Annotated in this window: 20 protein-coding genes and 2 pseudogenes; 1 reads left to right on the top strand and 21 read right to left on the bottom strand. The window is 72.5% G+C overall.

From position 1 onward, the window contains the following. Positions 1-318 precede the first annotated feature (318 nt). Positions 319-1,647 (top strand): annotated as a pseudogene (locus J5X07_RS09910) (ISL3 family transposase). 18 nt (positions 1,648-1,665) lie between these two features. On the opposite strand, the gene J5X07_RS09915 reads toward J5X07_RS09910, so the two are convergent. From J5X07_RS09915 to J5X07_RS10015, 21 genes and pseudogenes are all read right to left on the bottom strand, one after another. Continuing rightward, positions 1,666-2,013 carry a hypothetical protein gene (locus J5X07_RS09915; RefSeq protein WP_124934612.1) on the bottom strand — a complete coding sequence of 116 codons (348 nt, stop codon included), beginning with the start codon at positions 2,011-2,013 and terminating at the stop codon, positions 1,666-1,668. Positions 2,014-2,125: 112 nt separating this feature from the next. Further along, on the bottom strand, positions 2,126-2,689 hold the full coding sequence (locus tag J5X07_RS09920) for an adenine phosphoribosyltransferase (RefSeq protein ID WP_124934613.1): 564 nt from the start codon (positions 2,687-2,689) through the stop codon (positions 2,126-2,128). Beyond that, positions 2,686-3,789 (bottom strand): protein translocase subunit SecF, encoded by a 1,104-nt coding sequence (gene secF, locus J5X07_RS09925; RefSeq protein ID WP_124934614.1) that lies wholly within the window; start codon positions 3,787-3,789, stop codon positions 2,686-2,688. Before secF ends, J5X07_RS09920 begins: the two co-directional genes overlap by 4 nt. Continuing rightward, entirely contained in the window at positions 3,786-5,843 is a 2,058-nt protein-coding gene (gene secD, locus J5X07_RS09930) for a protein translocase subunit SecD (protein ID WP_124934641.1), read from the bottom strand. Before secD ends, secF begins: the two co-directional genes overlap by 4 nt. Positions 5,844-5,977: 134 nt before the next feature. Continuing rightward, positions 5,978-6,367: a preprotein translocase subunit YajC gene (locus J5X07_RS09935; protein ID WP_124934615.1), complete on the bottom strand. Its 390-nt coding sequence runs from the start codon at positions 6,365-6,367 to the stop codon at positions 5,978-5,980. Positions 6,368-6,512: 145 nt separating this feature from the next. Next, positions 6,513-7,502, bottom strand: coding sequence for a Holliday junction branch migration DNA helicase RuvB (gene ruvB / locus J5X07_RS09940; RefSeq protein WP_124934642.1), 990 nt, complete (start codon positions 7,500-7,502; stop codon positions 6,513-6,515). Positions 7,503-7,527: 25 nt separating this feature from the next. Next, complete coding sequence (gene ruvA, locus J5X07_RS09945) at positions 7,528-8,163, bottom strand: Holliday junction branch migration protein RuvA (protein ID WP_208479698.1); 636 nt, start codon at positions 8,161-8,163, stop codon at positions 7,528-7,530. Positions 8,164-8,227: 64 nt separating this feature from the next. Next, positions 8,228-8,842 carry a crossover junction endodeoxyribonuclease RuvC gene (gene ruvC, locus J5X07_RS09950; RefSeq protein ID WP_124934643.1) on the bottom strand — a complete coding sequence of 205 codons (615 nt, stop codon included), beginning with the start codon at positions 8,840-8,842 and terminating at the stop codon, positions 8,228-8,230. A 61-nt stretch (positions 8,843-8,903) separates the two neighbouring features. Further along, complete coding sequence (locus J5X07_RS09955) at positions 8,904-9,668, bottom strand: YebC/PmpR family DNA-binding transcriptional regulator (protein WP_208479699.1); 765 nt, start codon at positions 9,666-9,668, stop codon at positions 8,904-8,906. A 59-nt stretch (positions 9,669-9,727) separates the two neighbouring features. Further along, on the bottom strand, positions 9,728-10,432 hold the full coding sequence (pdxT, locus tag J5X07_RS09960) for a pyridoxal 5'-phosphate synthase glutaminase subunit PdxT (protein WP_208479717.1): 705 nt from the start codon (positions 10,430-10,432) through the stop codon (positions 9,728-9,730). 171 nt (positions 10,433-10,603) lie between these two features. After that, positions 10,604-11,131, bottom strand: a pseudogene (locus J5X07_RS09965) (NUDIX hydrolase); the annotation flags it as partial. After that, complete coding sequence (pdxS, locus tag J5X07_RS09970; RefSeq protein WP_208479700.1) at positions 11,128-12,024, bottom strand: pyridoxal 5'-phosphate synthase lyase subunit PdxS; 897 nt, start codon at positions 12,022-12,024, stop codon at positions 11,128-11,130. The pseudogene J5X07_RS09965 and the gene pdxS, both read right to left, overlap by 4 nt. A 78-nt stretch (positions 12,025-12,102) precedes the next feature. After that, positions 12,103-13,365, bottom strand: coding sequence for a PrsW family intramembrane metalloprotease (locus J5X07_RS09975; RefSeq protein ID WP_208479701.1), 1,263 nt, complete (start codon positions 13,363-13,365; stop codon positions 12,103-12,105). Then, positions 13,362-14,018, bottom strand: a complete 657-nt coding sequence (locus tag J5X07_RS09980) for a hypothetical protein (protein ID WP_208479702.1) — start codon at positions 14,016-14,018, stop codon at positions 13,362-13,364. Before J5X07_RS09980 ends, J5X07_RS09975 begins: the two co-directional genes overlap by 4 nt. Before the next feature lie 2 nt (positions 14,019-14,020). After that, positions 14,021-15,202, bottom strand: a complete 1,182-nt coding sequence (locus tag J5X07_RS09985) for a glycosyltransferase family 4 protein (RefSeq protein WP_208479703.1) — start codon at positions 15,200-15,202, stop codon at positions 14,021-14,023. Continuing rightward, a complete protein-coding gene (locus J5X07_RS09990; protein ID WP_124934621.1) occupies positions 15,199-16,236 on the bottom strand; it encodes a phosphatidylinositol mannoside acyltransferase in 1,038 nt (345 codons plus the stop codon). The genes J5X07_RS09985 and J5X07_RS09990 overlap by 4 nt, the downstream gene beginning before the upstream one ends. Beyond that, a complete protein-coding gene (gene pgsA, locus J5X07_RS09995) occupies positions 16,233-16,871 on the bottom strand; it encodes a phosphatidylinositol phosphate synthase (protein WP_208479704.1) in 639 nt (212 codons plus the stop codon). Before pgsA ends, J5X07_RS09990 begins: the two co-directional genes overlap by 4 nt. A gap of 46 nt (positions 16,872-16,917) precedes the next feature. Next, complete coding sequence (locus J5X07_RS10000; protein ID WP_341769452.1) at positions 16,918-17,499, bottom strand: HIT family protein; 582 nt, start codon at positions 17,497-17,499, stop codon at positions 16,918-16,920. A gap of 31 nt (positions 17,500-17,530) precedes the next feature. Beyond that, on the bottom strand, positions 17,531-19,555 hold the full coding sequence (thrS, locus tag J5X07_RS10005) for a threonine--tRNA ligase (protein WP_124934623.1): 2,025 nt from the start codon (positions 19,553-19,555) through the stop codon (positions 17,531-17,533). A gap of 107 nt (positions 19,556-19,662) precedes the next feature. Further along, a complete protein-coding gene (locus J5X07_RS10010) occupies positions 19,663-20,817 on the bottom strand; it encodes a lipid II:glycine glycyltransferase FemX (RefSeq protein ID WP_424924124.1) in 1,155 nt (384 codons plus the stop codon). Between the two features lie 11 nt (positions 20,818-20,828). After that, entirely contained in the window at positions 20,829-22,085 is a 1,257-nt protein-coding gene (locus tag J5X07_RS10015; RefSeq protein ID WP_124934624.1) for a carboxylate--amine ligase, read from the bottom strand. Positions 22,086-22,251 lie beyond the last annotated feature (166 nt).

Here is a 22,251-nt window from a genome sequence, read left to right on the forward strand (position 1 = left end):
GTGGCGTGTGTAGCAGCTCCCATCATCGGGGGACCTCGACCCCCACCCAAGCAACGACGCACCCACCCAGCCCCACCCCAAACACACCAATAAATCTTGCCTACCACACCCTCAAATGCGAAGAGCCCGAAATCCGCCCAGCGCCGCAAGGAGCTAGAGGCATTGATCGAATGGCGGCTCTTCGTGTTTGGGGGTGTGGTAGGTGTTAGTTGTGGGTGTGATGGTGGGTGGTGGTGTGGGTGCGTCGTTGCGGGGGTAGGGGTCGAGGTCCCCTGATGATGGGAGCTGCTTAACCAACCCATCTGTGAGGACCTCGACATGCCTGAGACTACCTTGACTGCTGCTGATCTGACGACTTTCCTGGGCCTGGATGGCTTGGGGCTGGTAGCGGTGGGTCAGTGCCTGCAGGCCGATCGTGCGGTGGTTGAGTGCCGCATGCCCATCAGCGGGCAGGACCCGTTCTGCCGGGCGTGTGGGGCCCAGGGGGCGGCGCGGGGCACCGTGGTGCGGCGTGTGGCGCATCTGCCGGTGGGATGGCGTCCTACCGAGTTGTGGGTGCGTGTGCGGCGCTTTGCCTGTCCCCACTGCCGTCGGGCATGGAGGCAGGACACCAGCGCTGTGGCCGGGCCGCGGGCGCGTTTGACCCACCAGGCCGTGGACTGGGGGCTGGGGGCCCTGGGCCTGGAGCATGTCTGTCTCCCGGGTCGCCCAGGCCCTGGGGGTGGCCTGGCACACCGCCAACACCGCGATCCTTACCCGCGCCGAGCAGATGCTCACCGGTGATCCCCACCGCTTGGAGGGGGTAGAGGTGATCGGGGTTGACGAGCACCTCTGGCGCCGCACCACCAGGCGGGGCGAGCGCTACGTGACCGTGATCATTGACCTGACCCCCGTGCGCGACCGCCATGGTCCGGCCCGCCTGCTGGACCTGGTCCCGGGCCGGTCCAAGAAGGCCTTCAAGGACTGGCTGGCCCAGCGCGATCAAGCATGGCGCCAGGGCATCGAGGTGGTGGCCATGGACGCCTTCACCGGGTTCAAGACCGCCGCCGCTGAGGAGCTGCCCGGTGCCGGGGCGGTGATGGACCCCTTCCACGTGGTGGCACTGGCTGCGGGCAAGGTCGATGAGTGCCGACAGCGCATCCAGCGCCAGATCACCGGGGGCCGGGGCCGCAAGAGCGACCCGCTCTACCGGGCCAGGCGCACCCTGCGCACCGGGACCGACCTGCTCACCGATGCCCAGGCGCAGCGCCTCCAGGCCCTGTTCGCCGATGAGCACCACGCCCCGCTCAAGGCCGCCTGGAGCCTCTACCAGCGCCTGATCCAGGCCTACAGGGCCGATGACCGCGGCCTGGGCCGGTTCCTGATGCAACGGGCTCTCGACGCCTTACGACAGGCCATCCCCGACGGCCTGGAGGAGGTCAAGGCACTGGCCAAGACCCTGACCCGCCGAAGCGCCGACACCCCTGGCCTACTTCGACCACCCCCCGCACCACCAACGGCCCCACCGAGGCCATCAACGGCAGGCTCGAGCACCTACGCGGCATCGCCCTGGGATTTCGGAACCTGACCCACTACACCACCCGCAGCCTCATCCACACCGGACGCCTCAAGGACCAACTCAAAACAACCACCCAAACCCAGCAATAAGCCCCACCTACCACACCCTCAAACACGAAGAGCCCCTTTTTTCTCCAGCACCGTCAGCTTGACCGCTAATTCCTTAACCGCTTCGCTCAGACGTTCGATCTCGGCGTGAGCCTGCTCCAGTTCCGCGTCCCTGGCCGACTTGCCCCGAGCCCCGGGCTTAGAGGCCGCCAAGGCCGTCAACGCCCCGTCCTTGGCGACCTGTCGCAGGCGGATGATCGTAGACCGGTCCACCTCGGCCTGGCTCGCGGCCTGTGAGATCGTGACCTCACCGCGGACCAGCCGTAGCCAGATCTCGTACTTCGCTGATGGCGACAGCACCTTCTTCGGCCGCCGCTTCCTAGGTACCGAGCTCCCGTTGTTGCTCATCGTGCCCCCTCCTGAAGGCCTCATCAAGACCGTACCGATGTTGCTTGATCCCAGACCCAAAACCGGACACGAACACTGAAGCAAGACACAACCGACTCTGCCGACCCCCCGCTTAGAAGATGACCACCGAGTCGACCTCGCGGCCCCCCAGCCTGGTGCGCCCTCCCAGGTCGCGCAGCTCCAGGAGCATGCAGATCGCCTCGACCCGGGCACCGGCGGCCTCGATGAGGCTGATGGAGGCCGCGGCAGTGCCGCCCGTGGCCAGGACGTCGTCGATGACCAGGACCCGCGAGCCGGGCCGGACGGTCTCGGGGCGCAGCTCCATGCGGGCGCTGCCGTACTCCAGGTCGTAGTCCACGCCGATGACCGGGCCCGGCAGCTTGCCGCTCTTGCGCACGGTGAGCATGCCGATGCCCAGGCGGACGGCCAGGGGCGCGGCCAGGATGAAGCCGCGCGACTCCAGGCCCGCGACGGCGTCGATGCGCCCGCGGTAGTGGTCGGCCAGGCCGTCGACGAGCTCGACGAAGGCGGGCCCGTTGGCCAGTAGCGGGGTGATGTCGCGGAAGAGCACCCCGGGCTCGGGGAAGTCCGGGATCTCCCTGAGGTTGTCCAGGACCAGGCGGGTGAGGTCCTCGCAGATCGTCTCGCTGTGGCCTGCCGTGGTCGCCGATGTCATGAGCGCTTCCTCTTCCTCTTGGGCTGGGCGGTCACGCCCAGGTGGTGTCCTGGTACCAGGGGCGAGGCCGCGGGCGCGGCGGCCAGGGCCTCCAGGGCCTCCTCGTCGTCGCCGGCCTCCTCCACACGCTGGCGGCGCGCCCGCTCCACACGGGCGGCCTGCTCGGTGATCGCCTTCTCGCGCGAGCGCAGGTCCACCAGCAGCGGGGTGGCCAGCAGCACGGAGGACAGGGTTCCCGCGATCATGCCGATGAACATGGTCAGGGCGATATCGCGCAGGGTCCCGGCGCCCAGCAGGAGGGCGCCGACCACCAGCAGCGAGGCCACCGGCAGCACGCCGATCACGGAAGTGTTGATGGAGCGGACGAGGGTCTGGTTGACGGCCAGGTTGGCCAGCTCGGCGTAGGTCGAGCGCGTCTGGGTCTCGAAGCCCTCGGTGTTCTCCCTGACCTTGTCGAAGACCACGACGGTGTCGTACAAGGAGTACCCCAGGATGGTGAGCACGCCGATGATCGTGGCCGGGGTGACCTCGAAGCCTGACAGGGCGTAGATGCCCACCGTGATGACGATGTCGTGGCACAGGGCCAGCAGGGCGGCCGCGGCCATCTTCCAGGTGCGGAAGTAGGCCCAGATGAGCACGCCCACGAGCGCCAGGAAGATCACCAGGCCCCGCACCGCCTTGGCGGTGACGTCGGCCGACCAGGTGGGTCCCACAGTCGTGGCGGTGATGCTGTCGGGCTGGACGGAGTAGGCCTCGGCCAGATCGGCTGACAGGGCGTCGAGCCGGGGCTTGTCCAGGGCCCTGGTCTGCACCCGCACCCCGGAGGCGCCCATGGTGGTCACCGAGGCTCCGGTGTCCAGGTCCGAGGCCTCCAGCACCTTGTTGGCGGGGCCCACCGACGGCGCGCTCAGGCCGGTCACGGAGACCTCGGAGCCCCCCTTGAAGTCGATGCCCGGGTTGAGGCCCACCGTGCCCAGGAGCAGTGCGCAGGACGCGACGATGAGCAGGGCGATGGAGTACCACAGCCTCCGCCTGCCGATGAAGGGCAGGGAGGTCCGCCCGGAGTAGAGGTCGTTGCCGATGGAGGCCAGGGACGTCATCCTGCCTCACCGTCCTTTCCGCTGGGGGTCGATGAGGCGAGGTCCCCGCCGTCGCGGGCGGCCCGGCGCTCGGCCGCCTTGCGCCGCGCCAGGGAGCTGGTCAGGCCCTCGGCCAGGGCCTCGCGGGCCCTGCCGTAGGTCGAGCCGGTGGCGCCCAGGCGCTCGGGGTCCATGCCCGAGAGGCGGTGGCCCTCGGAGTAGAAGCGGAACCGCTGGAGCCACTCCATGAAGGGGTGGGTGAAGAGCACGACGACGGCCAGGTCCACCACGGTGGTCACCCCCAGGGTGAAGGCGAAGCCCTGCACCCCCCCGACCGCCAGGAAGTACAGGACGACGGCCGCCACGATGTTGACGATGTCGGAGACGATGATGGTGCGCCGGGCGTGCGTCCAGCCCTCGTCGATGGCGGCGCGCAGGCTGCGGCCGTGGCGGACCTCGTCGCGGATCCTCTCGAAGTAGATGATGAAGGAGTCCACGGTGATGCCGATGGCCACGATGAGCCCGGCCACACCCGCCAGGGACAGCCGGTAGCCCATGGCCCAGCTCAGCAGGGCGATGGTCAGGTAGGTCAGGGCGGCGGCCACGATGAGCGAGGTCACGGCCACCACCGCCAGGCCCCGGTACTGCCAGAGGAGGTAGACGATGATGAGGATGAAGCCGATGAGCCCCGCGATGAGGCCGTTGCGCAGCTGCTCGGTTCCCAGGGTCGCCGAGATCTGCTGCTCGGACTGGACCGTGAAGTTCAGCGGCAGGGAGCCGAAGGACAGCTGGTTGGCCAGCGTGTTGGCGCTGGCCTGGTCGAACTGGCCGTTGATCTGGACCCGGCCGTCGGTGATGGCCGAGGTCACCTCGGGGTTGAAGCCCGAGGCCATGATGGTCAGGCCGTCCAGGACGATGGCGAACTGGGCCTTGGCCGCCGCATCGCCCGGGGACCCGCTCAGGGCCTGGGCGGTGGACTGGTCGCGGAAGGCGATGAGCCGGCCGGAGAGGTCGGCGAACTTCTTGGCGCCCGCGGAGTCGAACTCCAGGTTGACCACCCAGCGGTTGGTGGTCCCGCCCTGCGCGGTGGTCTCCAGGCCGGAGACCGCGTTGGACAGCTCGGTTCCCGAGATGTCGGCCGGGCCCAGGATGTAGGCGCCGGGCCCACCCTCACGGGGGCAGGAGATGACGGCCGCCGAGGGGTCCTGGGACTGCCCGGTGAGGTTGGCCGGGTCGGTGCAATCGGTCATGTAGGCGTCGTAGATGAGCTGCTCGGTCAGCCACTGGTCGGAGGAGTTGTCCTGGGAGGTGGCCGGCAGCGGCTCGGAGGAGATGGTCCCATCGCCGTTGACGTCGGCCGCCTGGGTCGCGATCTGCTCCCTGGCGGCACCGGTCGGCGCCTCCTGCCCGGGGGCGGTGGGCTCTGCCGGGACGGTGCTCCCGCCCTCCTCCGGGGTGGCGGCCGGCTGCTCGGGGTCGGCCTCGGGCTCCTCGGCCTGCCCCTCGTCCGGCTCCTGGGGATCGGCGGTGGCCACGTTCACGGCGCGCCGGGCGTCCTCGGGCTGGAGGACGGCCGGGTCGGCGCTGGCCCCGCTGCCGGGGTCGGACAGCTCCGGATCGGCGGGGGCCGCGGACTCCTCCGGCTCCTCGGGAGCGGAGCCCTGGCCCGGGTCGATCTGCGGGTCGCCCTGGGGGGCGGCCTGGGGCTGCTGGAGGGCGCTGGCCGGGTCGACGATGCGCAGCACGGGGCGGAAGTACATGACCGCCGAGGTGCGGATGAGCTCCAGGGTGGCCTCACTGGGCCTGCCGGGCAGGGACACGACGATGTTCTGGCCGCCCTGCCGGGAGATCTGGGCCTCGGCGACGCCGGAGGCGTCCACGCGCTGGCGGATGACATCGATGGCCTGGTCCATGTCCTCATCGGTGATGGCCGAGCCGTCGGTGGTGGTGGGCGTCAGGATGATCTGCGTGCCGCCCTCCAGGTCGAGGGCCAGGCCGGGGACCATCGAGGTGCGGTGGGTGACGGTGCCCGCCACCAGGACCCCCAGGCCGATGGCCATGGTGAGCAGGAGCATCACGAGACGACGCCCCGGACGCATGCGCTTTCTTGTGCTGGACACGTGGTCCCTTCCTGAGGTGGTGCGAGCGCTCTGGATCAGAGGGCTCGGGACGTTGGGCTTCGCCCCGGCGGCCCGGAGCGGGTAGGCTCTCAGGCCTTGTCAGCGGTCTCCTCAGCCGCATCCTCGTCATCGGCCTGCGGCCGGTCCGCCTCCACCTGCTCCTCGGCCCCCGCCTCATCCGCAGCACCGGGCTGGTCCTGCGATGCCGAGGCGAAGGGGGGCTCCTCGGCCCCGGCGATGGCGCGCTTGTCCCAGAGGGTCTCATCGCCCAGGGGCGTGGCCAGGGTCACCGCATCGCCGTCGATCTCCACAACGGTGCCGTAGAAGCCGGAGGTGGTGCGCACCCAGGTGCCGGGGACCAGCGCCTCCTCCGTGCGGCGGGCCTGCTCCTGCGCCATCCGCCTCTGCTGCTTGCGGGCGAAGGAGGACATCATCCACATCCCTCCGAGCACGACAATCAGCAAGATGGGCAGTTCCATGGGGTCGTCTCCGTTCCAGATCGGTGGCGGTCGCCGGCACGGGCCGACGGTGGCGAGTCTAGGGCACGGTTGCGGGGCGGGGTCCAGCCCCCTGCGAGGAGTCGGGCACAAGAGGGTCTCGAAGCAGCCGCCGGTCCGGCCGCCCTCAGGAGAAGAGCGTGCCCTCCGGGGGCGCGGGCAGCCCCAGGTGCTCGTAGGCCGACGCGGTGGCCGAGCGCCCGCGCGGGGTGCGCACCACCAGGCCCTCGCGCACCAGGAAGGGCTCGGCGACGGTCTCGACGGTCTCGGGCTCCTCCCCCACGCTCACCGCCAGCGTCGTCAGCCCCACCGGGCCACCGCCGAAGCGCGTGCACAGGGCGAGCAGGACCTGCCTGTCGAGCCGGTCCAGGCCCAGGGCGTCGACCTCGAAGACCTCCAGGGCGGCACGGGCTGCCCCCAGGTCCAGGCGCCCGGGGCTGCCGTGGACCTCGGCCCAGTCCTGGACGCGGCGCAGGAGGCGGTTGGCGATGCGGGGCGTGCCGCGCGAGCGGCCGGCCAGTTCTGCGGCCGCCTCCTCGTCGAGCACCACGCCCAGCAGGCCCGCGCTGCGCCTGAGGATGCGGGTGAGATCGGCGGGGCCGTAGAAGTCGAGGTGCCCGGTGAAGCCGAAGCGGTCGCGCAGGGGTGCGGGCAGCAGCCCGGCGCGGGTGGTGGCGCCCACCACAGTGAAGGGCGGCAGTGACAGCGGGATGGAGGTGGCCCCCGGGCCCTTGCCCACCACGATGTCGACCCGGTAGTCCTCCATGGCCAGGTAGAGCATCTCCTCGGCGGTGCGGGCCAGGCGGTGGATCTCATCGATGAAGAGCACATCGCCCTGCTCCAGGGAGGACAGGATCGCCGCCAGGTCGCCGGCGTGCTGGATGGCGGGGCCGGAGGTCAGGCGCAGGGAGCCGTCGAGCTCGGCGGCGATGATCATCGCCAGTGTGGTCTTGCCCAGCCCGGGCGGGCCCGAGAGCAGGACGTGGTCGGCGCTGACGCCGCGGGCCAGGGCCGAGCGCAGGACCACGGAGAGCTGGCCGCGCACGACCTCCTGGCCGGTGAAGTCCTCCAGGCGCTTGGGCCGCAGGGCCGCCTCCGCGGCGCTCTCGCCCTCCATCGCCCCAGCGCCGACGACGCGCTGGTCATCCACGGCGACCGCTCCCCAGCCACCGCAGCGAGGCGCGCAGCAGCGCCGCCGTGTCAGCCGCCTCGTCCACCGCGCCATCGGCCGCCACGGCCGTGACCGCCTGGCGGGCGCTGGCCTCGTTCCAGCCCAGCTGGGTCAGGGCCGCCACGACGTCGGGGTGGGGCCCGCCCGGGGCGGGCTCCTGCGCCCGGGGCCCGGGCGCCGCGCCCGGGTCGGCCCCGGGGCCGTGGGCCGGCCCGAGCCTGCCGGCCAGGTCGATGATGATCCGCTGGGCGCCCTTGGGCCCCAGTCCCGGCACGCGCTTGAGCGCGGCCACGTCCTCCTGGGCCACCGCACGGCGCAGGGCCTCGGGGGTGTGGACGGCCAGCATGGCCAGGGCGAGCTTGGCGCCCACGCCCTTGGCACTCATGAGGATGGTGAAGCTGTCCCGCTCCTCGGCCTCGGCGAAGCCGAAGAGGGTCAGGGAGTCCTCCCTGACGACGAGCTCGGTGTGGAGGAGGGCCTCCTGGCCCACGCGCAGGCGGGACAGGGTGGTGGGGGTGGCCTGGACGCTGATCCCCACCCCGCCGGTCTCGATGACGGCGCTGGTGAGGCTGATGTCCACAACGGTGCCGCGCAGTGAGGCGATCATGCGGGTGGCATCTCCTGGCTGGGACGGATTCGAACGGTTGTTCGGAGCCTAGCAGGCGGTGGGCTCAGCGCCGCGCACGGCGGGGGTCGACCGCGCCGGTGCGCCGTGCGGCCGCCTGGGCCGCGGCCCACTGGCGCTGGGCCGGAGTGCGGGCCGAGGCCCGCACCGCTCCGCCGGCGGAGACCATCTCGGCGACGTCATCGGCTCCCGTGCCCCCGCCCCTCCAGCCGTGGCAGATGGCCTGGGCCAGGGCATCGGCCGCGTCCGCGGGCCGGGGCGGGGCCTCCAGGCCGAGGATGCGGGTGACCATGGCCTGGACCTGGGCCTTGTCGGCGATGCCGGAGCCGGTGACGGCGGCCTTGGCCTCACTGGGCGTGTGCTGGGCCACCTCCAGGCCGGCGCGGGCGCCGGCGGTCATGGCCACCCCGATGACCTGGGCCACCGAGATGACCGAGCGCAGGTTGTCCTGGGCGAAGACCCGCTCGATGGACACCACGGTGGGCCCGAGCCTGGCGATCCAGTCCTCGATGGCCTCGGCGATGGTCAGCAGCCGCAGCTCGGGGCTCTGGGAGGGCGGCGTGCGCACCACGCCGACCTCGACCAGCCGCACCTGGCGGCGGGCGTCGATGTCCACGCAGCCCAGTCCGCAGCGGGTCAGTCCCGGGTCGATCCCGAGCACCCGCTGCTGGGCGATGAGTGCGTGCCTGGAGCGCGTGGGGCCGGTGGCGGGCACGGGGGGATCAGTCCTCGTGGGCGTCGAGCTCGGCGGCGACCTGGGGGGAGATGTCCATGGAGGTGAAGACGTTCTGGACGTCGTCGGAGTCCTCCAGGGCATCGATGAGGCGGAGGACCTTGCGGGCCCCCTCGGCGTCGACCTCCACCCTGGTGGCGGCCACGAACTGGACCTCGGCGGAGTTGTAGTCCATCCCGGCCTCGGTCAGGGCGGTGCGCACGGCCACGATGTCGCCCGGCTCGGAGTAGATCTCGAAGGCCTCGCCCATGTCCTCGACCTCCTCGGCGCCGGCGTCCAGGACGGCCATGAGGATGGAGTCCTCATCGACGCCCTCGGCCTTGGCCACCTCCACCACGCCCTTGCGCGAGAAGTTGTAGGCCACGCTCCCGGGGTCGGCCAGGTTGCCGCCGTTGCGGGAGAAGGCCACGCGCACATCGGAGGCGGCGCGGTTGCGGTTGTCGGTGAGGCACTCCACGAGGAAGGCCACGCCCCCGGGCCCGTAGCCCTCGTACATGATGGTCTGCCAGTCGGCGCCGCCCGCCTCCTCACCGCTGCCGCGCTTGACGGCGCGGGTGATGTTGTCGGCCGGCACGGAGTTCTTCTTGGCCTTCTGGATGGCGTCGAAGAGGGTCGGGTTGCCGGTGGGGTCCCCGCCGCCGGTGCGGGCGGCCACCTCGATGTTCTTGATGAGGCGGGCGAAGAGCTTGCCACGCTTGGCGTCGATGGCAGCCTTCTTGTGCTTGGTGGTGGCCCACTTGGAGTGACCCGACATGTGCTCTCCTTGCGTAGGTGCGATGAGTGCTGGTCATCTGGCCCGCCGCGGCGGGGCGCTCATCGGCGGCGCGCCGCGGCGACCATCCCGACGAAGATGTCGTGGACCCGATGGTCCCCGCCGACCTCCGGGTGGAAGGCGGTGGCGAGCAGGGGGCCCTGACGAACCGCCACGATCCTACCGCCTGTTCCTGGACCCTCCGTGCCCGCCCGCCCCGCGCGGGTCGTGGCGAGGATCTCGACGCCGGGGCCGGCCTCCTCCACCCAGGGGGCCCGGATGAACACCGCCCGCAGGGGGTGGTCCTCATCGGCCCCCAGGGCCGGTGCCACCAGGTCCTCCTCATAGGAGTCCACCTGGCGCCCGAAGGCGTTGCGCCGCACCGTCATGCGGATGCCGCCGAGGAAGGACTGCCCCTCCTCGGCGCCCTCGACCCGGTCGGCCAGCAGGATCATGCCGGCGCAGGAGCCGTAGGCGGGCAGTCCCGCGGCGATGAGCCCGCGCAGCGGCTGGAGCATCCCGAAGGAGGCCAGCAGGGTGCTCATCGTCGTCGACTCCCCTCCGGGGATGATGAGCCCGTCCAGGCGCTCCCCCGGCCGGGATCTCAGATCCCGGGCGCTGCGCACGGCCACCGCGCGGGCCCCGGCGGCCGCCAGGGCCAGGCTGTGCTCGCGCACATCCCCCTGGAGGGCCAGGACCCCGATGGTGGGGCGCTGGTCGATCGCCGAGGGGGCCGGGAAGAGCGCCCGCGGGGTGCGCCCGCTCAGCGTCGAGGCCTGCTCGGGCACCGGCCACCGGGATGCCGGGACCCGCGGATCGTCGAGCGGGGTCAGGGCCCGGGCATCGGCGGGATCGGTGAGGTCCCGGACCCTGCCGTCCCAGCCGGCGCCAGCCAGCTCGGCCACCAGCCCGGGCAGGGCCACGGGGTAGATCTCCCGGCCCTCCTGCCCGGCCCGCTCCAGGTCCTGCGCGCTCCACCAGCCCATGGAGTCCACGGCGTCGCGCTCCAGCGCGGTCCACCCCGCCGCGTCCAGGGCCGTGGCCGCCGGCAGGCGCAGCAGGAAGAGGCTCTCGTGCTGGCGGCACACCACCCGGGCGAAGCGGAGGACGGCGTCGCGCTGGGCGATGGGCCCCTCCAGCTCACCGGGCCCGACCCGCAGCCCGGTCTCCTCGGCCAGCTCGCGCACCGCCCCGGCGGCGGCATCCTCCCCGGGGTGCAGCCCACCACCGGGGGTGAAGATCCAGCGGTGCTCGGGCTCGGCGACGTCGTGCCCCTCCAGGAGGAGCACCTGGCCCTGGGCGGTGAGGGCCAGCACTCGCGCGGCTCGGCGGAAGGGCAGGCCGTCGGGGCCCAGGCGCCACTCCTCGGGGTCGAGCAGCTCGGCCCAGTCCTCGGGGACGGCGGGGTGGCGCTGGTGGCCCGGCCCCTGGGGCAGGGCCTGCCGGGCGGCGCGCGGGCGGCTCACCAGCCGCGCTCGGCCAGGCGGTGGGGCGCCGGGACGTCCTCGACATTGATGCCCACCATGGCCTCGCCCAGGCCGCGCGAGACCTCCGCGATGACCGCGGGGTCGTCGAACTGGGCGGTGGCTCGCACGATGGCGGCGGCGCGCCTGGCCGGGTCCCCGGACTTGAAGATGCCCGAGCCGACGAAGACGCCCTCGGCGCCCATCTGCATCATCATGGCGGCGTCGGCGGGGGTGGCGATGCCCCCGGCGGTGAAGAGCACGACGGGCAGGTGCCCGGTGGCGGCCACCTCGGCCACCAGGGGGTAGGGGGCGTCCAGCTCCTTGGCGGCCACGTAGAGCTCGTCAGCGGGCAGGGAGGCCAGCCGGCGGATCTCATCGCGGATGGTGCGCATGTGGGTGACGGCGTTGGACACGTCCCCGGTGCCGGCCTCGCCCTTGGAGCGGATCATCGCCGCGCCCTCGGTGATGCGGCGCAGGGCCTCGCCCAGGTCGGTGGCCCCGCACACGAAGGGCACGGTGAAGGCCTGCTTGTCGATGTGGTGGGTGTAGTCGGCCGGGGTGAGGACCTCGGACTCGTCGATGTAGTCCACGCCGAGGCTCTGGAGCACCTGGGCCTCGACGAAGTGGCCGATGCGGGCCTTGGCCATCACCGGGATGGAGACGGCCTCGATGATGCCGCTGATGAGGTCGGGGTCGCTCATGCGGGCCACCCCGCCCTGGGCGCGGATGTCGGCGGGGACGCGCTCCAGGGCCATGACGGCCACGGCTCCCGCCTCCTGGGCGATGCGGGCCTGCTCGGGGGTGACCACGTCCATGATGACGCCGCCCTTGAGCATGTCGGCCATGCCGCGCTTGATGGTGGGGGTCCCGGTGGTCGCGTTCGTCGTGCTCATCATGGTCCTCACGATGGGTTCCTGCAGGGCACGGCCCTGGGGCCCGGCGGGCCGCGACGATGCTACACGCCGCGGTGCTCAGGCCTGCCCCAGGAAGACCCGGCGGGACTGGGTGATGCGCTCCAGGGCCCGGCGCTCCTCCGCGGCGAAGTCGCCTCCGGCATGCCCGTCCACCGCCTGCTGGCGCAGCTGGGCGAGCTCGGCGGCGCCCTTCTGGAAGTCGGCCATGGCCCTGGCCGCCACCGGTCCGCGGGCGGCGGCCCAGCGCCGCCCCTGGGAGCGGCCCGATCCCGTGGTGAGCATGGCCACCTCCCCGGGGGAGAACCAGCCGGCGCGGGAGTAGTCGGCCAGGCGCCTGCGCATGTTCATCCGCTCGGCCCAGCGCAGCCAGATGATCATGCCGACGCAGGCGATGAAGAAGGGGATGCCCACTAAGAAGTAGTACTGGGGGGAGGCGGCGATGACGCCGTTCCAGAAGGCGTGCAGGATGATGGCGCACCCCAGGCCGATGGGGGCGCACCACAGCCAGGCCGCCCGGGAGCGGCGCCGGGCGGACATCCCGATCGCCGCCCCGGTGAAGGCGGTGAAGATCACATGGGTGAAGGGGGAGAAGACGCCCCGCAGGATGAAGACCTCCACGATCAGCTCGTAGTACCTCACGAAGTACAGGATGTTCTCCGCGAAGGCGAATCCTCCGGCCACCACTGCGGCGTAGACGATGCCGTCGACCGCGCCGTTGAAGGTGCGCCGCCAGATGAGGAAGACCACCAGGACGCCCAGGCCCTTGGTCAGCTCCTCGATGATGGGCGCCGAGACCACCGCGGAGACGAGCATCGCCCCCTCCAGGTCGTAGCTGGACTCGGCCACCAGGACGGTGGTGGTGGTGTTGACCACCAGGGAGATGACGGTGGAGAAGCCCGCCCCCCACAGGAAGGCCAGGAGCATCATGCTCCAGGGCTCCCGCTCCCAGCGGTCGATCCAGAACACGACCAGGAGCACGATGCCCAGGGGGATGAGGGCCAGCAGGGTGGCCAGGGCCACCTGGGACATGTCCGTGGCCGAGGCCGAGACCACCACCAGGACGGCCACCAGGCCCAGGGCGCCCAGCACGGCCAGGACCGTGCCGACGACCCGGCGCCATCCCCCCGGGCCCCGGGTGCCCGATGCGCTCCACGGCGGGGGGCCGGCAGGGCCCATCGGGGGGTGGGAGCCCGGGCCCTGGGGCGTGGCGCCCCCGCCGCGCGGGGCCCCCGCGGCCGCGGTCGACAGCTGGGGCAGCCGGGCCCGCTGATAGCCGGGGCGCGGCGCCCAGGGGCCCTGGCCGGGAGTGGGTGTGCTCATCGCTGCGGACCTCCTTGCGGCCCTTCCTCCGGGAGCCTCGGGGACTCGGGGGACTCGGGAAGGGGGCGGGTCTCGTCGTCGGCGTCGAAGGTCGCCGGCATGGGGGCGTGCCCGGCCAGGTGGAGCAGCCTGACGGTCGCCTTGGCGCGCAGGGCGCGGGCCTGGGCGACATGCGTGTTGTGGAAGCGCCGGGCCAGCACCAGGCGGTAGCTGGCCCGATCCAGGCGCGCCAGTGCCGAGGCGGCCCCGGGGCCGGCCAGGGCCGCACGGGTGGGCTCATCCAGCACGGTGCGCAGCACCCGGCTGAGGTCGGACTCGACCACGCTGCGCTCGCGCGTCCCGGGTCGGGGCGCGTCGAGCCGGGGGTCCGGGTCCAGCCCGTCGGAGACGATGGGGCCCTCGGCCTCCAGGGCGTCACGGGCGGCCCGGCGCAGCAGGAGGGCCGAGGCCGGATCCAGGGCGCCGCCGTCGGCCAGGTCGGCGGCGGCCTGGGCCCGGTGCAGGAGCTGGGCCTCCAGGGTCGCACGGGCGCCCAGGACCTGGCGGTGGAGGCGATCCACGCGCACGGCCCGGGCGTAGAGGGCCCAGCCGCACACCAGCAGGGCGATGAGGAGCACGACGGCGCCGCTCCAGGCGCCCATGGCCTCGGGCATGCTCAGTCCTCCCAGGCGTCGCGCAGGCGGGCCACCATGGTCCTGCTCCCCGGGGCCAGGGTCACGCGGGTGTGGCTCGCCGAGAGCGCCATGTCGTAGACGTCGAGGATCTCATCGGTCACCGCCGACCAGTCGTAGCGGCCCACCCTCGCCGAGGCGGCCCGGCAGCGGGCCCGGGCCGCCTCGTGGTCGGTGAGGGTCTCGATGATGACGCGGGCCAGGTCGGCGCTGTCCCCGTTGCGGAACAGGGCTCCGTAGGCCCCCTGCCCCAGGACGTCGGAGAAGGCCGTGATGTCGGAGGCGATGACGCGGGTGCCGGCGGCCATGGCCTCGACCAGGACGATGCCGAAGGACTCCCCGCCCGTCTGGGGGGCCACGTAGCAGGTGGCCGAGGCGAGCATGGCGGCCTTGTCCTCATCGCTGACGCCTCCGAGGAAGACCACGGAATCGCCCAGGTGGGCCAGGGCGGCGCGGGTGTCCTGGGCCTGGCCGCGCCCGGCGATGAGGAAGCGGGCGCCCGGCAGCGCCTCCAGCACCGCGGGGATCGCCGCGGCCAGCACCTGGAGCCCCTTGCGGGGCTCATCCAGGCGCCCCAGGAAGGAGATCGTGGGGGCGCCGGAGGCGCCCCGGAAGCGCGGGTCGTCCTTGGGCGCCGCCAGGAAGGGCCCGGTGCTCACGCCGTTGGGGATGACCACGGCGTCGCCGCCGTGGTACTGGATGAGGGTGCGCCTGGCCTCCTCCGAGACGGCGATGCGCCCGGAGAGCTTCTCCATGAGCGGCACCGCGGCCGGGGAGAGCAGCTCCCTGGCCAGGGACCGGTCCATGGCGGCGTGGAAGGTGCCCACGATGGGGCCGCTGGCGGCCTGGAGGGCCAGGATGCCGACGCTGGGGGTGATGGGCTCATGGATGTGGAGCAGGTCGAAGTCGCCCTCCTCCAGCCACCGCCTGGCGCGCCGCGCCACGACCGCCCCGAAGTTGAGGCGGGCGATGGATCCGTTGTAGGGGATGGCGATGGAGTCCCCGGCGCTGGTGACCCATTCGGGCAGCTCGGTGCCCTGGCCCGCGGGGGCCAGGACCCGGACCTCGTGCCCGCGCCTGCGCAGCTCTGCGGCCAGGTCCATGACGTGGACCTGGACGCCGCCGTGGGCGTCGAAGGAGTAGGGGCAGACGATGCCGATCCTCATACCGCCGCCCTCCCGGCGTCGCGGGCGCGCCCGCGGGCCAGGCGCTCGGGGTCCAGATCGGCCTCGAAGACCGGCTGGAGCATGTGCCAGTCCACGGCGTGCTCGATCAGGAGCGGCTCCAGGGCCCGCACCCAGGCCCGGGTGGCCCGGGCGATCCGCTCGTGCCCGCCATCGCCCCCCGTCCCCGCTGACCCGGGCGCCCGGGGGGAGCCGCCGGGGGTCCAGGGGACCGGGACCCGGCGCACCGTGAGCACCAAGCCCCAGGCGCCCCCGGCCCGGCGCCGGCGCTCGCCGGTGAGGCGCTCGTAGTGGATGGCGGCGGCGTACAGGGGCAGGGCGAGGCGCTGGGCGATCGCGGCGGGCCCGGCGGCCACATAGGCGGGGTGCCCGCCGATCCCCGTGCGCACCCCGCTGGAGGACAGGTCGCGGTCGGCCAGCAGGGCGATGGCGTAGCGGCCCTCCCCGGCGGCCTCCACGAGTCGCTCGAAGACCCGCTCCCCGCGGGCCTGGCCCAGGACCCTCATGCCCAGGCCCTGGCGGAAGGCGGTGAACTGCTCGAACAGGTCGGGGGGCTCGAGGCGCTCGGCCACGGTCAGCACCGGGGCGAGCTCCCGGCAGGCCCAGGCGCCCACCAGGTCCCAGTTGCCCATATGGGGCAGGGCCAGCACGATGCTGCTGCGCTGGAGGTCCTGGCGGACCCGGGGGTCGAGGTCGGCGCGGACCCGCGCGCGGATCTGCTCCTGGCTGATGCCGGGCAGGGCGAAGGCCTCGTAGAAGTAGCGCATGTAGGAGCGCATGCCCGCCCGGCCCAGTCGGCGCAGGGCGCGCTGGGAGGCGCCCCCGGGCAGGAGGCGGGCCAGGTTGCGCTCAAGCTGGCCCACTCCCCCGGCCCTCCCGGACTCGGGCCGCAGCCGGTGCAGCGCCCAGGCCAGGTCGGCCCCGGCGTGGAAGAGGGCGTAGCCCGCTGAGGAGGGCAGGTGCCTGACGCCGCGCCAGGCCAGGCGGTAGAGCGCCTCGACGGGGATGGGGCTCACGGCTGCTCCTCCCCCTGGCTGCGGGCCAGCTGCCGGGCCACGGCGCTCACGCGCTGGATGACGGTGATGAGTGAGGCCAGGGCGACCCACCCCAGGCCCAGGGTCAGCACCCACGGGGGCGCCCCCAGCCCGACGGCCAGGCAGGCCCCCATGGCCACCAGGAGCCGATCGGTGCGCTCGGCGATTCCCATCGAGGCGGTGGCGCCCACGGCCTCCGCACGGGCCCGGGCGTAGGGGACCGCGGCGGCGAGCACGATGACGGCCAGGGAGACCGCCACGGTCGTGGTGCGCAGAGCGCCGGGCTCCAGGCGCAGGGCGGCCCAGGCGGCCAGGGAGGCGAAGACGGCGCCGTCGGCCAGGCGGTCCATGGTGGAGTCCAGGAAGGCCCCGAACTGCGAGGAGGTGCCGGTGGCGCGCGCCAGGACGCCGTCGAAGGAGTCGGCGGCCAGTACCACGGCCAGCAGGAGGGGGCCGGCCACGAAGCTGCCGCGGGGCAGGAAGGCCACCGCCACCCCCGCGCTCAGGACGGTGCCGCACACCGTCAGGGCGTTGGGGGTCACGCCGGTTCTGGCCAGCGCCAGGGCCAGGGGGGTCAGAGCGGTGGTGGTCAGGCCTCGTCCGTGGGTGCCGAGCATCTTGTCCTCGTGGTCGATGGCGTCGATGGCCGCAGGGCCGGGCGGCTCAGGCCTCGTCCCGGCCGCCGGTGGGGGCCGCGTCCCAGGCGGCGGCCAGCATGTCGCGCTGCTCGCCCAGGAGCTGGGGCACGGGCTTGGTCCGGCCGATGATGGGCATGAAGTTAGCATCCCCCATCCATCTGGGGACGATGTGCTGGTGGAGGTGGGCGGCGATGCCGGCGCCGCCGACCTCCCCCTGGTTCATCCCCAGGTTGAAGCCGTGGGGGCGGGCCACGTGGCGCACCACCTCCATGGCCCGGGCGGTCAGCTCCCCGATCTCGGTGCGCTCCTGGGCCGTGGCCCGGGTCCAGTCCGAGACGTGCCGGTAGGGGCACACCAGGAGATGCCCGGTGTTGTAGGGGTAGAGGTTCATGAGCACGTAGCAGGCCCGGCCCCGGTGGACCACGAGGGCCTCCTCATCGTCGAGCCCCGGCAGTCGGCAGAAGGGGCACTGGGAGGCGGAGTCATCGGCGGGCTTGTCCTGGCCGCCGATGTAGACCATGCGGTGGGGGGTCCACAGGCGCTGGAAGGACGGGGGCGCGCCCTCGTGGTAGGGCGGCTCCTGCGCCAGGGCGCCGGGCTGCTCCACCGCGCCTGCCGCCCCGCTCGTGGCCTGCTCCTCAGTCACGGCTGAGCCTCTCCCCCTCCGGGTCGTTGATGCGCTCGGAGATGACGGTGGTGATGTGGGCGATGGCCCGGTCCACGGGCACGCCGTTGACCTGCTCGCCGCCGCGCAGGCGGAAGGACACGGCGCCGGCCTCGGCGTCCTGCCCGCCGGCGATGAGGGTGAAGGGGATCTTGTCCTTGGCGGCGTTGCGGATCTTCTTGCCGAAGCGGTCGTCGGAGTGGTCGACCTCCACGCGCACGCCCTGGGCGCGCAGCCTCGCGGCGATGCCGTCGACGTAGTCGTCGAAGGCCTGCGCCACGGGGATGAGCCGGACCTGCTCGGGGGCCAGCCAGGCGGGGAAGGCCCCGGCGTAGTGCTCGGTGAGCACCCCGATGAAGCGCTCCAGGGCGCCGAACTTGGCGGAGTGGATCATCACCGGCTCGCGGTGGGAGCCGTCGGGGGCGGTGTACTCCAGGCCGAAGCGGTGAGGCTGGTTGAAGTCGTACTGGATGGTGGACATCTGCCAGGTGCGGCCGATGGCGTCCTTGGCCTGCACGGAGATCTTGGGCCCGTAGAAGGCCGCGCCACCGGGATCGGGCACCACGGTCAGCCCGTTCTCCGCGGCGCACTCGGCCGCGATCCGCTCCAGGATGGCGGTGGCCTCGGCCCACTGCTGGTCCGAGCCGATGAACTTCTCGCGCTTGGCCCCCTCCTCATCACGGGTGGAGACCTCCAGGTAGAAGTCGTCCATGCCGAAGTCGGCCAGGAGGGTCAGCACGAAGCGCAGCAGGTGGCGCACCTCATCGGGCGCCTGCTCGGGCATGCAGTAGGAGTGGGAGTCGTCCTGGGTGATGGAGCGCACCCGGGTCAGCCCCTGGAGCACCCCGGACTTCTCGTTGCGGTAGACGGTGCCGAACTCGAAGAAGCGCAGGGGCAGCTCGCGGTAGGAGCGCCCGCGGCTGCTGAAGATGAGGTTGTGCATGGGGCAGTTCATGGCCTTGAGGTAGTAGGCCTGGCCCTCATCGTCCATGGGCGGGAACATGCCGTCGGCGTAGTACGGCAGGTGCCCGGAGATGTGGAAGAGCTCCTCCTTGGAGATGTGGGGGGTGCCCACGTACTGGAAGCCGGACTCGATATGGGCCGCGCGCACGTAGTCCTCCATCACCCGCTTGAGGACCCCGCCCTTGGGGTGGAAGACCGGCAGTCCCGCGCCCAGCTCCTCGGGGAAGGAGAACAGGTCGAGCTCGGCCCCCAGCCTGCGGTGGTCGCGCCGGGCGGCCTCGGCCATGCGGGCCTGGTAGGCCTTGAGGTCATCCTTGGAGGCCCAGGCGGTGCCGTAGATGCGCTGGAGGGAGTCCCCGGACTGGTCGCCCTTCCAGTAGGCCGAGGAGGACTTGGTCAGGGCGAAGCCCTGCCCGATGTGGCGGGTGGAGGGCAGGTGGGGGCCGCGGCACAGGTCGGTCCAGGCCACGGTGCCGTCGCGCCGGACGTTGTCGTACATGGTCAGGCCCCCGGCCCCGACCTCCACCGAGGCGCCCTCAGCGCCGGCGCCCTTGGTGGTGATGAGCTCGAGCTTGTAGGGCTGGTCGGCCAGTTCCGCGGCGCCCTCGGCCTCGCTGATCTCGCGGCGGCGGAAGGCCTGCCCCTCCTTGACGATGCGCTTCATGCGCTTCTCGATCTCGCGCATGAGCTCGGGGGTGACGGCGTCGATGCCCCCGAAGTCGTAGTAGAAGCCGTCGGTGATGAAGGGGCCGATGCCCAGGTCGACCTCGGGGAAGATCTCCTGGACGGCCTGGGCCATGACATGGGTGGCGCTGTGGCGCAGGATGGCCAGCCCGTCCTCGGAGTCCAGGGTGATGGGCTCGACGACGGCGCCCTCGGGGATCGGGCGCTCCAGGTCCCAGGGCTCGCCGTTGACGCGCATGGCCACCACGCCGTCCTTGAGCGAGGACTCGAACAGCTCGGTGCCCGTGGTGCCCGCCCCGATGCGCCGCTCGACGCCGTCAACGGTGATCCGGGAGGTGGGCTGCGATGACATGGACATGGTCTCCTTGGGCGGTCGTGCTGTCCGGGCGCTGCACTGGTGCACCCGGTGATGGTGAGTCTACTGGCCTCGGCCGGCCCGGGCCCCCTGCGGGGCCCGGCTCAGTCGACGGCCTCCCGGCGGCGCGAGCGCAGGGCGTCGCGCAGGCGCTTGGCCCTGGTCATGAGGCGGTAGACCGCCGCTGAGACGGGCACGTCCCAGGCGCCGTCGACCTCAGTGACGTGCTGGGCGTAGCGCTTCTTGTACTGGCCCACGGTGTACAGGGAGGGCACGCGGGTCGATCCGGCCCCCATGAGGTCCAGGCCGCGGTAGCCCTCCTGGGCCAGGGTGCAGGCGGCCCACCAGTCCAGGGCCTCGGCGCCGCGGAAGGTGCGCGACTCGTTGGAGGAGGCCCCGTAGTAGGCCACCGCGTCCTTGCCGGAGGTCAGGATGAGGTCCCAGGCGTGGGGCCGTCCGTCCTTGCGCAGGACGAAGAGCCGGGCGTGCTCGGCGCCCAGGGTGGTCAGCATCGTCCAGTAGACCCCGGAGTCGTGCGGGGTGAAGCCGTCGCGCTCGGCGGTCTCGCGCAGGACCTGGTAGACCTCCTCGAAGTCCTGGCGGCTCAGCCCGGTCTCGTCGCTGATGGTGCAGCCGGCCTCCCGGGCCACCCTCTCGGCGCGCTTGACGGCGCGGCGCCCGTCCTTGGGCATGGCGGCGGCCATGGCCTCGGGCTTCTTAGGGGTCAGGTCGATGACGAAGGTGCGGTCGTAGGTGATGGTCGAGAGCAACTCGTGCAGGTCCTTGGCGCCGTAGCGGGCGTGCATGCGGATGAAGCGGATCGAGCGGTCGCGGCGCCTGACCTCGGTGCGCAGCAGCTCGCGCAGGTGGGCCTCGCGCTGGGGGGACTGCTCCTTGAGCCAGACCGGCCCGTGCTTGGCCCACAGGAAGGCCTGCCCCGCCAGCTCGTAGCGGTACAGGGCGATGGCGGCCACGGGCTTGCCGGCATCCTCGTAGAGGTAGCGGCCCCACAGGGGGCGGCCCATGGCCTCCTCGAAGCGCTCCCAGCAGTCGGTCTGCTCCACCGCGGCGGGGGTGTTGCCCACGGCCAGGCGCATGCCGCGGGCGTCGGTGGGGCGCAGGGTCTCGCTGAAGCCCGGCGAGCTGATGGCACGGGCCGGGGCCTTGAGGGCCGGCCCGCCGGCCTTGCGCGCGTCCGGGCTCACCGGTGCGGCGGTCTCGGCTGACGGAGTGGTGGGAGCGGGCGTGTGGTGCGGCATCTCGGGACCTGTCAGTGAGTGGGGGCGGAGGAGTGGGAGGAGGGCGCCGGGTAGAACCGGGCGAACTTGCGGTACTGGTTGAGCCTCTGGAGCTCGATGGTGGCACGGCGCCGCAGGGAGCGCTCAGCGGGATCGCGCAGCGGGTCGGCGGCGCTGGGCGCCAGGGCCCGGGCGCGGTGGCGCAGGCCGGGATCCCTGAGGTACCGGCGCAGCAGGCGCAGGGGCACCAGGGAGTAGAGCACCTGGCGGGTGACCTCGGTGCGCGGGCCGCGGCGGTCCTCCACCAGGTCCTCGAGCATGATCGTCATGGGATTGGCCCCCGCGGCCGTCAGGTAGAAGGAGTTGCGTCCGATGCGCGGGTTGACCTCGAAGAACACCTCGCGGCCGTCGCGGGGGTCGACCTTGATGTCCAGGTTGGCGAAGCCCCGGTAGCCGGCGTGGACCAGCAGCCGCTCGGTGGCCCGCCACAGGCCGGGGAAGGCCTCGGTGATCATGGCCACCGGGTTGCCGATGAGCGAGGGCGCGTGGTCCTGCAGGAGGACCCGGGCGGAGGCCACCAGCCTCATGGCCCCGGTGGAGTCCATGTAGACGGTCACCGAGCGCATGGCCGTGTCGTCCCCGGGGATGTGCTCCTGGAGCAGGAAGGGCGAGCGGTACCCGGCCTGCTGCAGGGCCCGCCACATGCCGGCGAGCTCCTCGGCGTCGTCGATGAACCAGATCTTGCGCTTGCCGGGGAAGGAGACCTGGTCGTAGTCCGATCCGATGGCCGCCTTGGCCACCAGAGGGAAGGGCAGCCCGTGCTCGGCGGCCTCCACGGGGGGCCGGCACTGCGGATCGGCCAGGTCGACGACGACCTCGCGGGGGGTGTCGACCTCGACCTGGGCGCACAGGCGGGAGAAGGAGGCCTTGTCGCTGACGCGCTCCAGGACCTCGATGTCGGGGAAGGGCAGGACGTAGGCCGGCTCGAGCTCGGCGCGGCGCGAGGCGATGAGGGCCGCCGCGGCATCGGTGTTGGCCATGAGCACGGCGCTGCGCTCGCCCCGGCCCTCCACGAGGCTGCGCAGCAGGGCGATGGCCTCGTCGTCGCCGGCGCCCTGGGGCAGGGTGACGACGTCGATGTAGCTGGAGCGGGAGATGGCCACGATCGGCTCGGAGGCCACCAGGCGGACCCGTGCGCCGGTGGCCTGGTGGAGCTGGCGCGCCAGGGCGTAGGCGCCGATGTCCCCCCCGAGCACCACCGGGAGCAGGTGGGTGAAGCGTGCTGCCATTCCTGTGTGTTCTCCATCCTGCCGGTCTGCGGCACCCGTCGTGCGCCGGTGCGCGTGATCGGCACGCCCGCGGCGCGGGCGCGCTGCGCACAACCCTAGGGCACGGGGACCTGTCCGCCTCTCCTCCGCCAGGGGGAACTAGGACACAGCGCACTCCTCCTGCCGC

The sequence above is a fragment of the Actinomyces bowdenii genome (assembly GCF_017592395.1).
GTDB lineage: Bacteria > Actinomycetota > Actinomycetes > Actinomycetales > Actinomycetaceae > Actinomyces > Actinomyces bowdenii.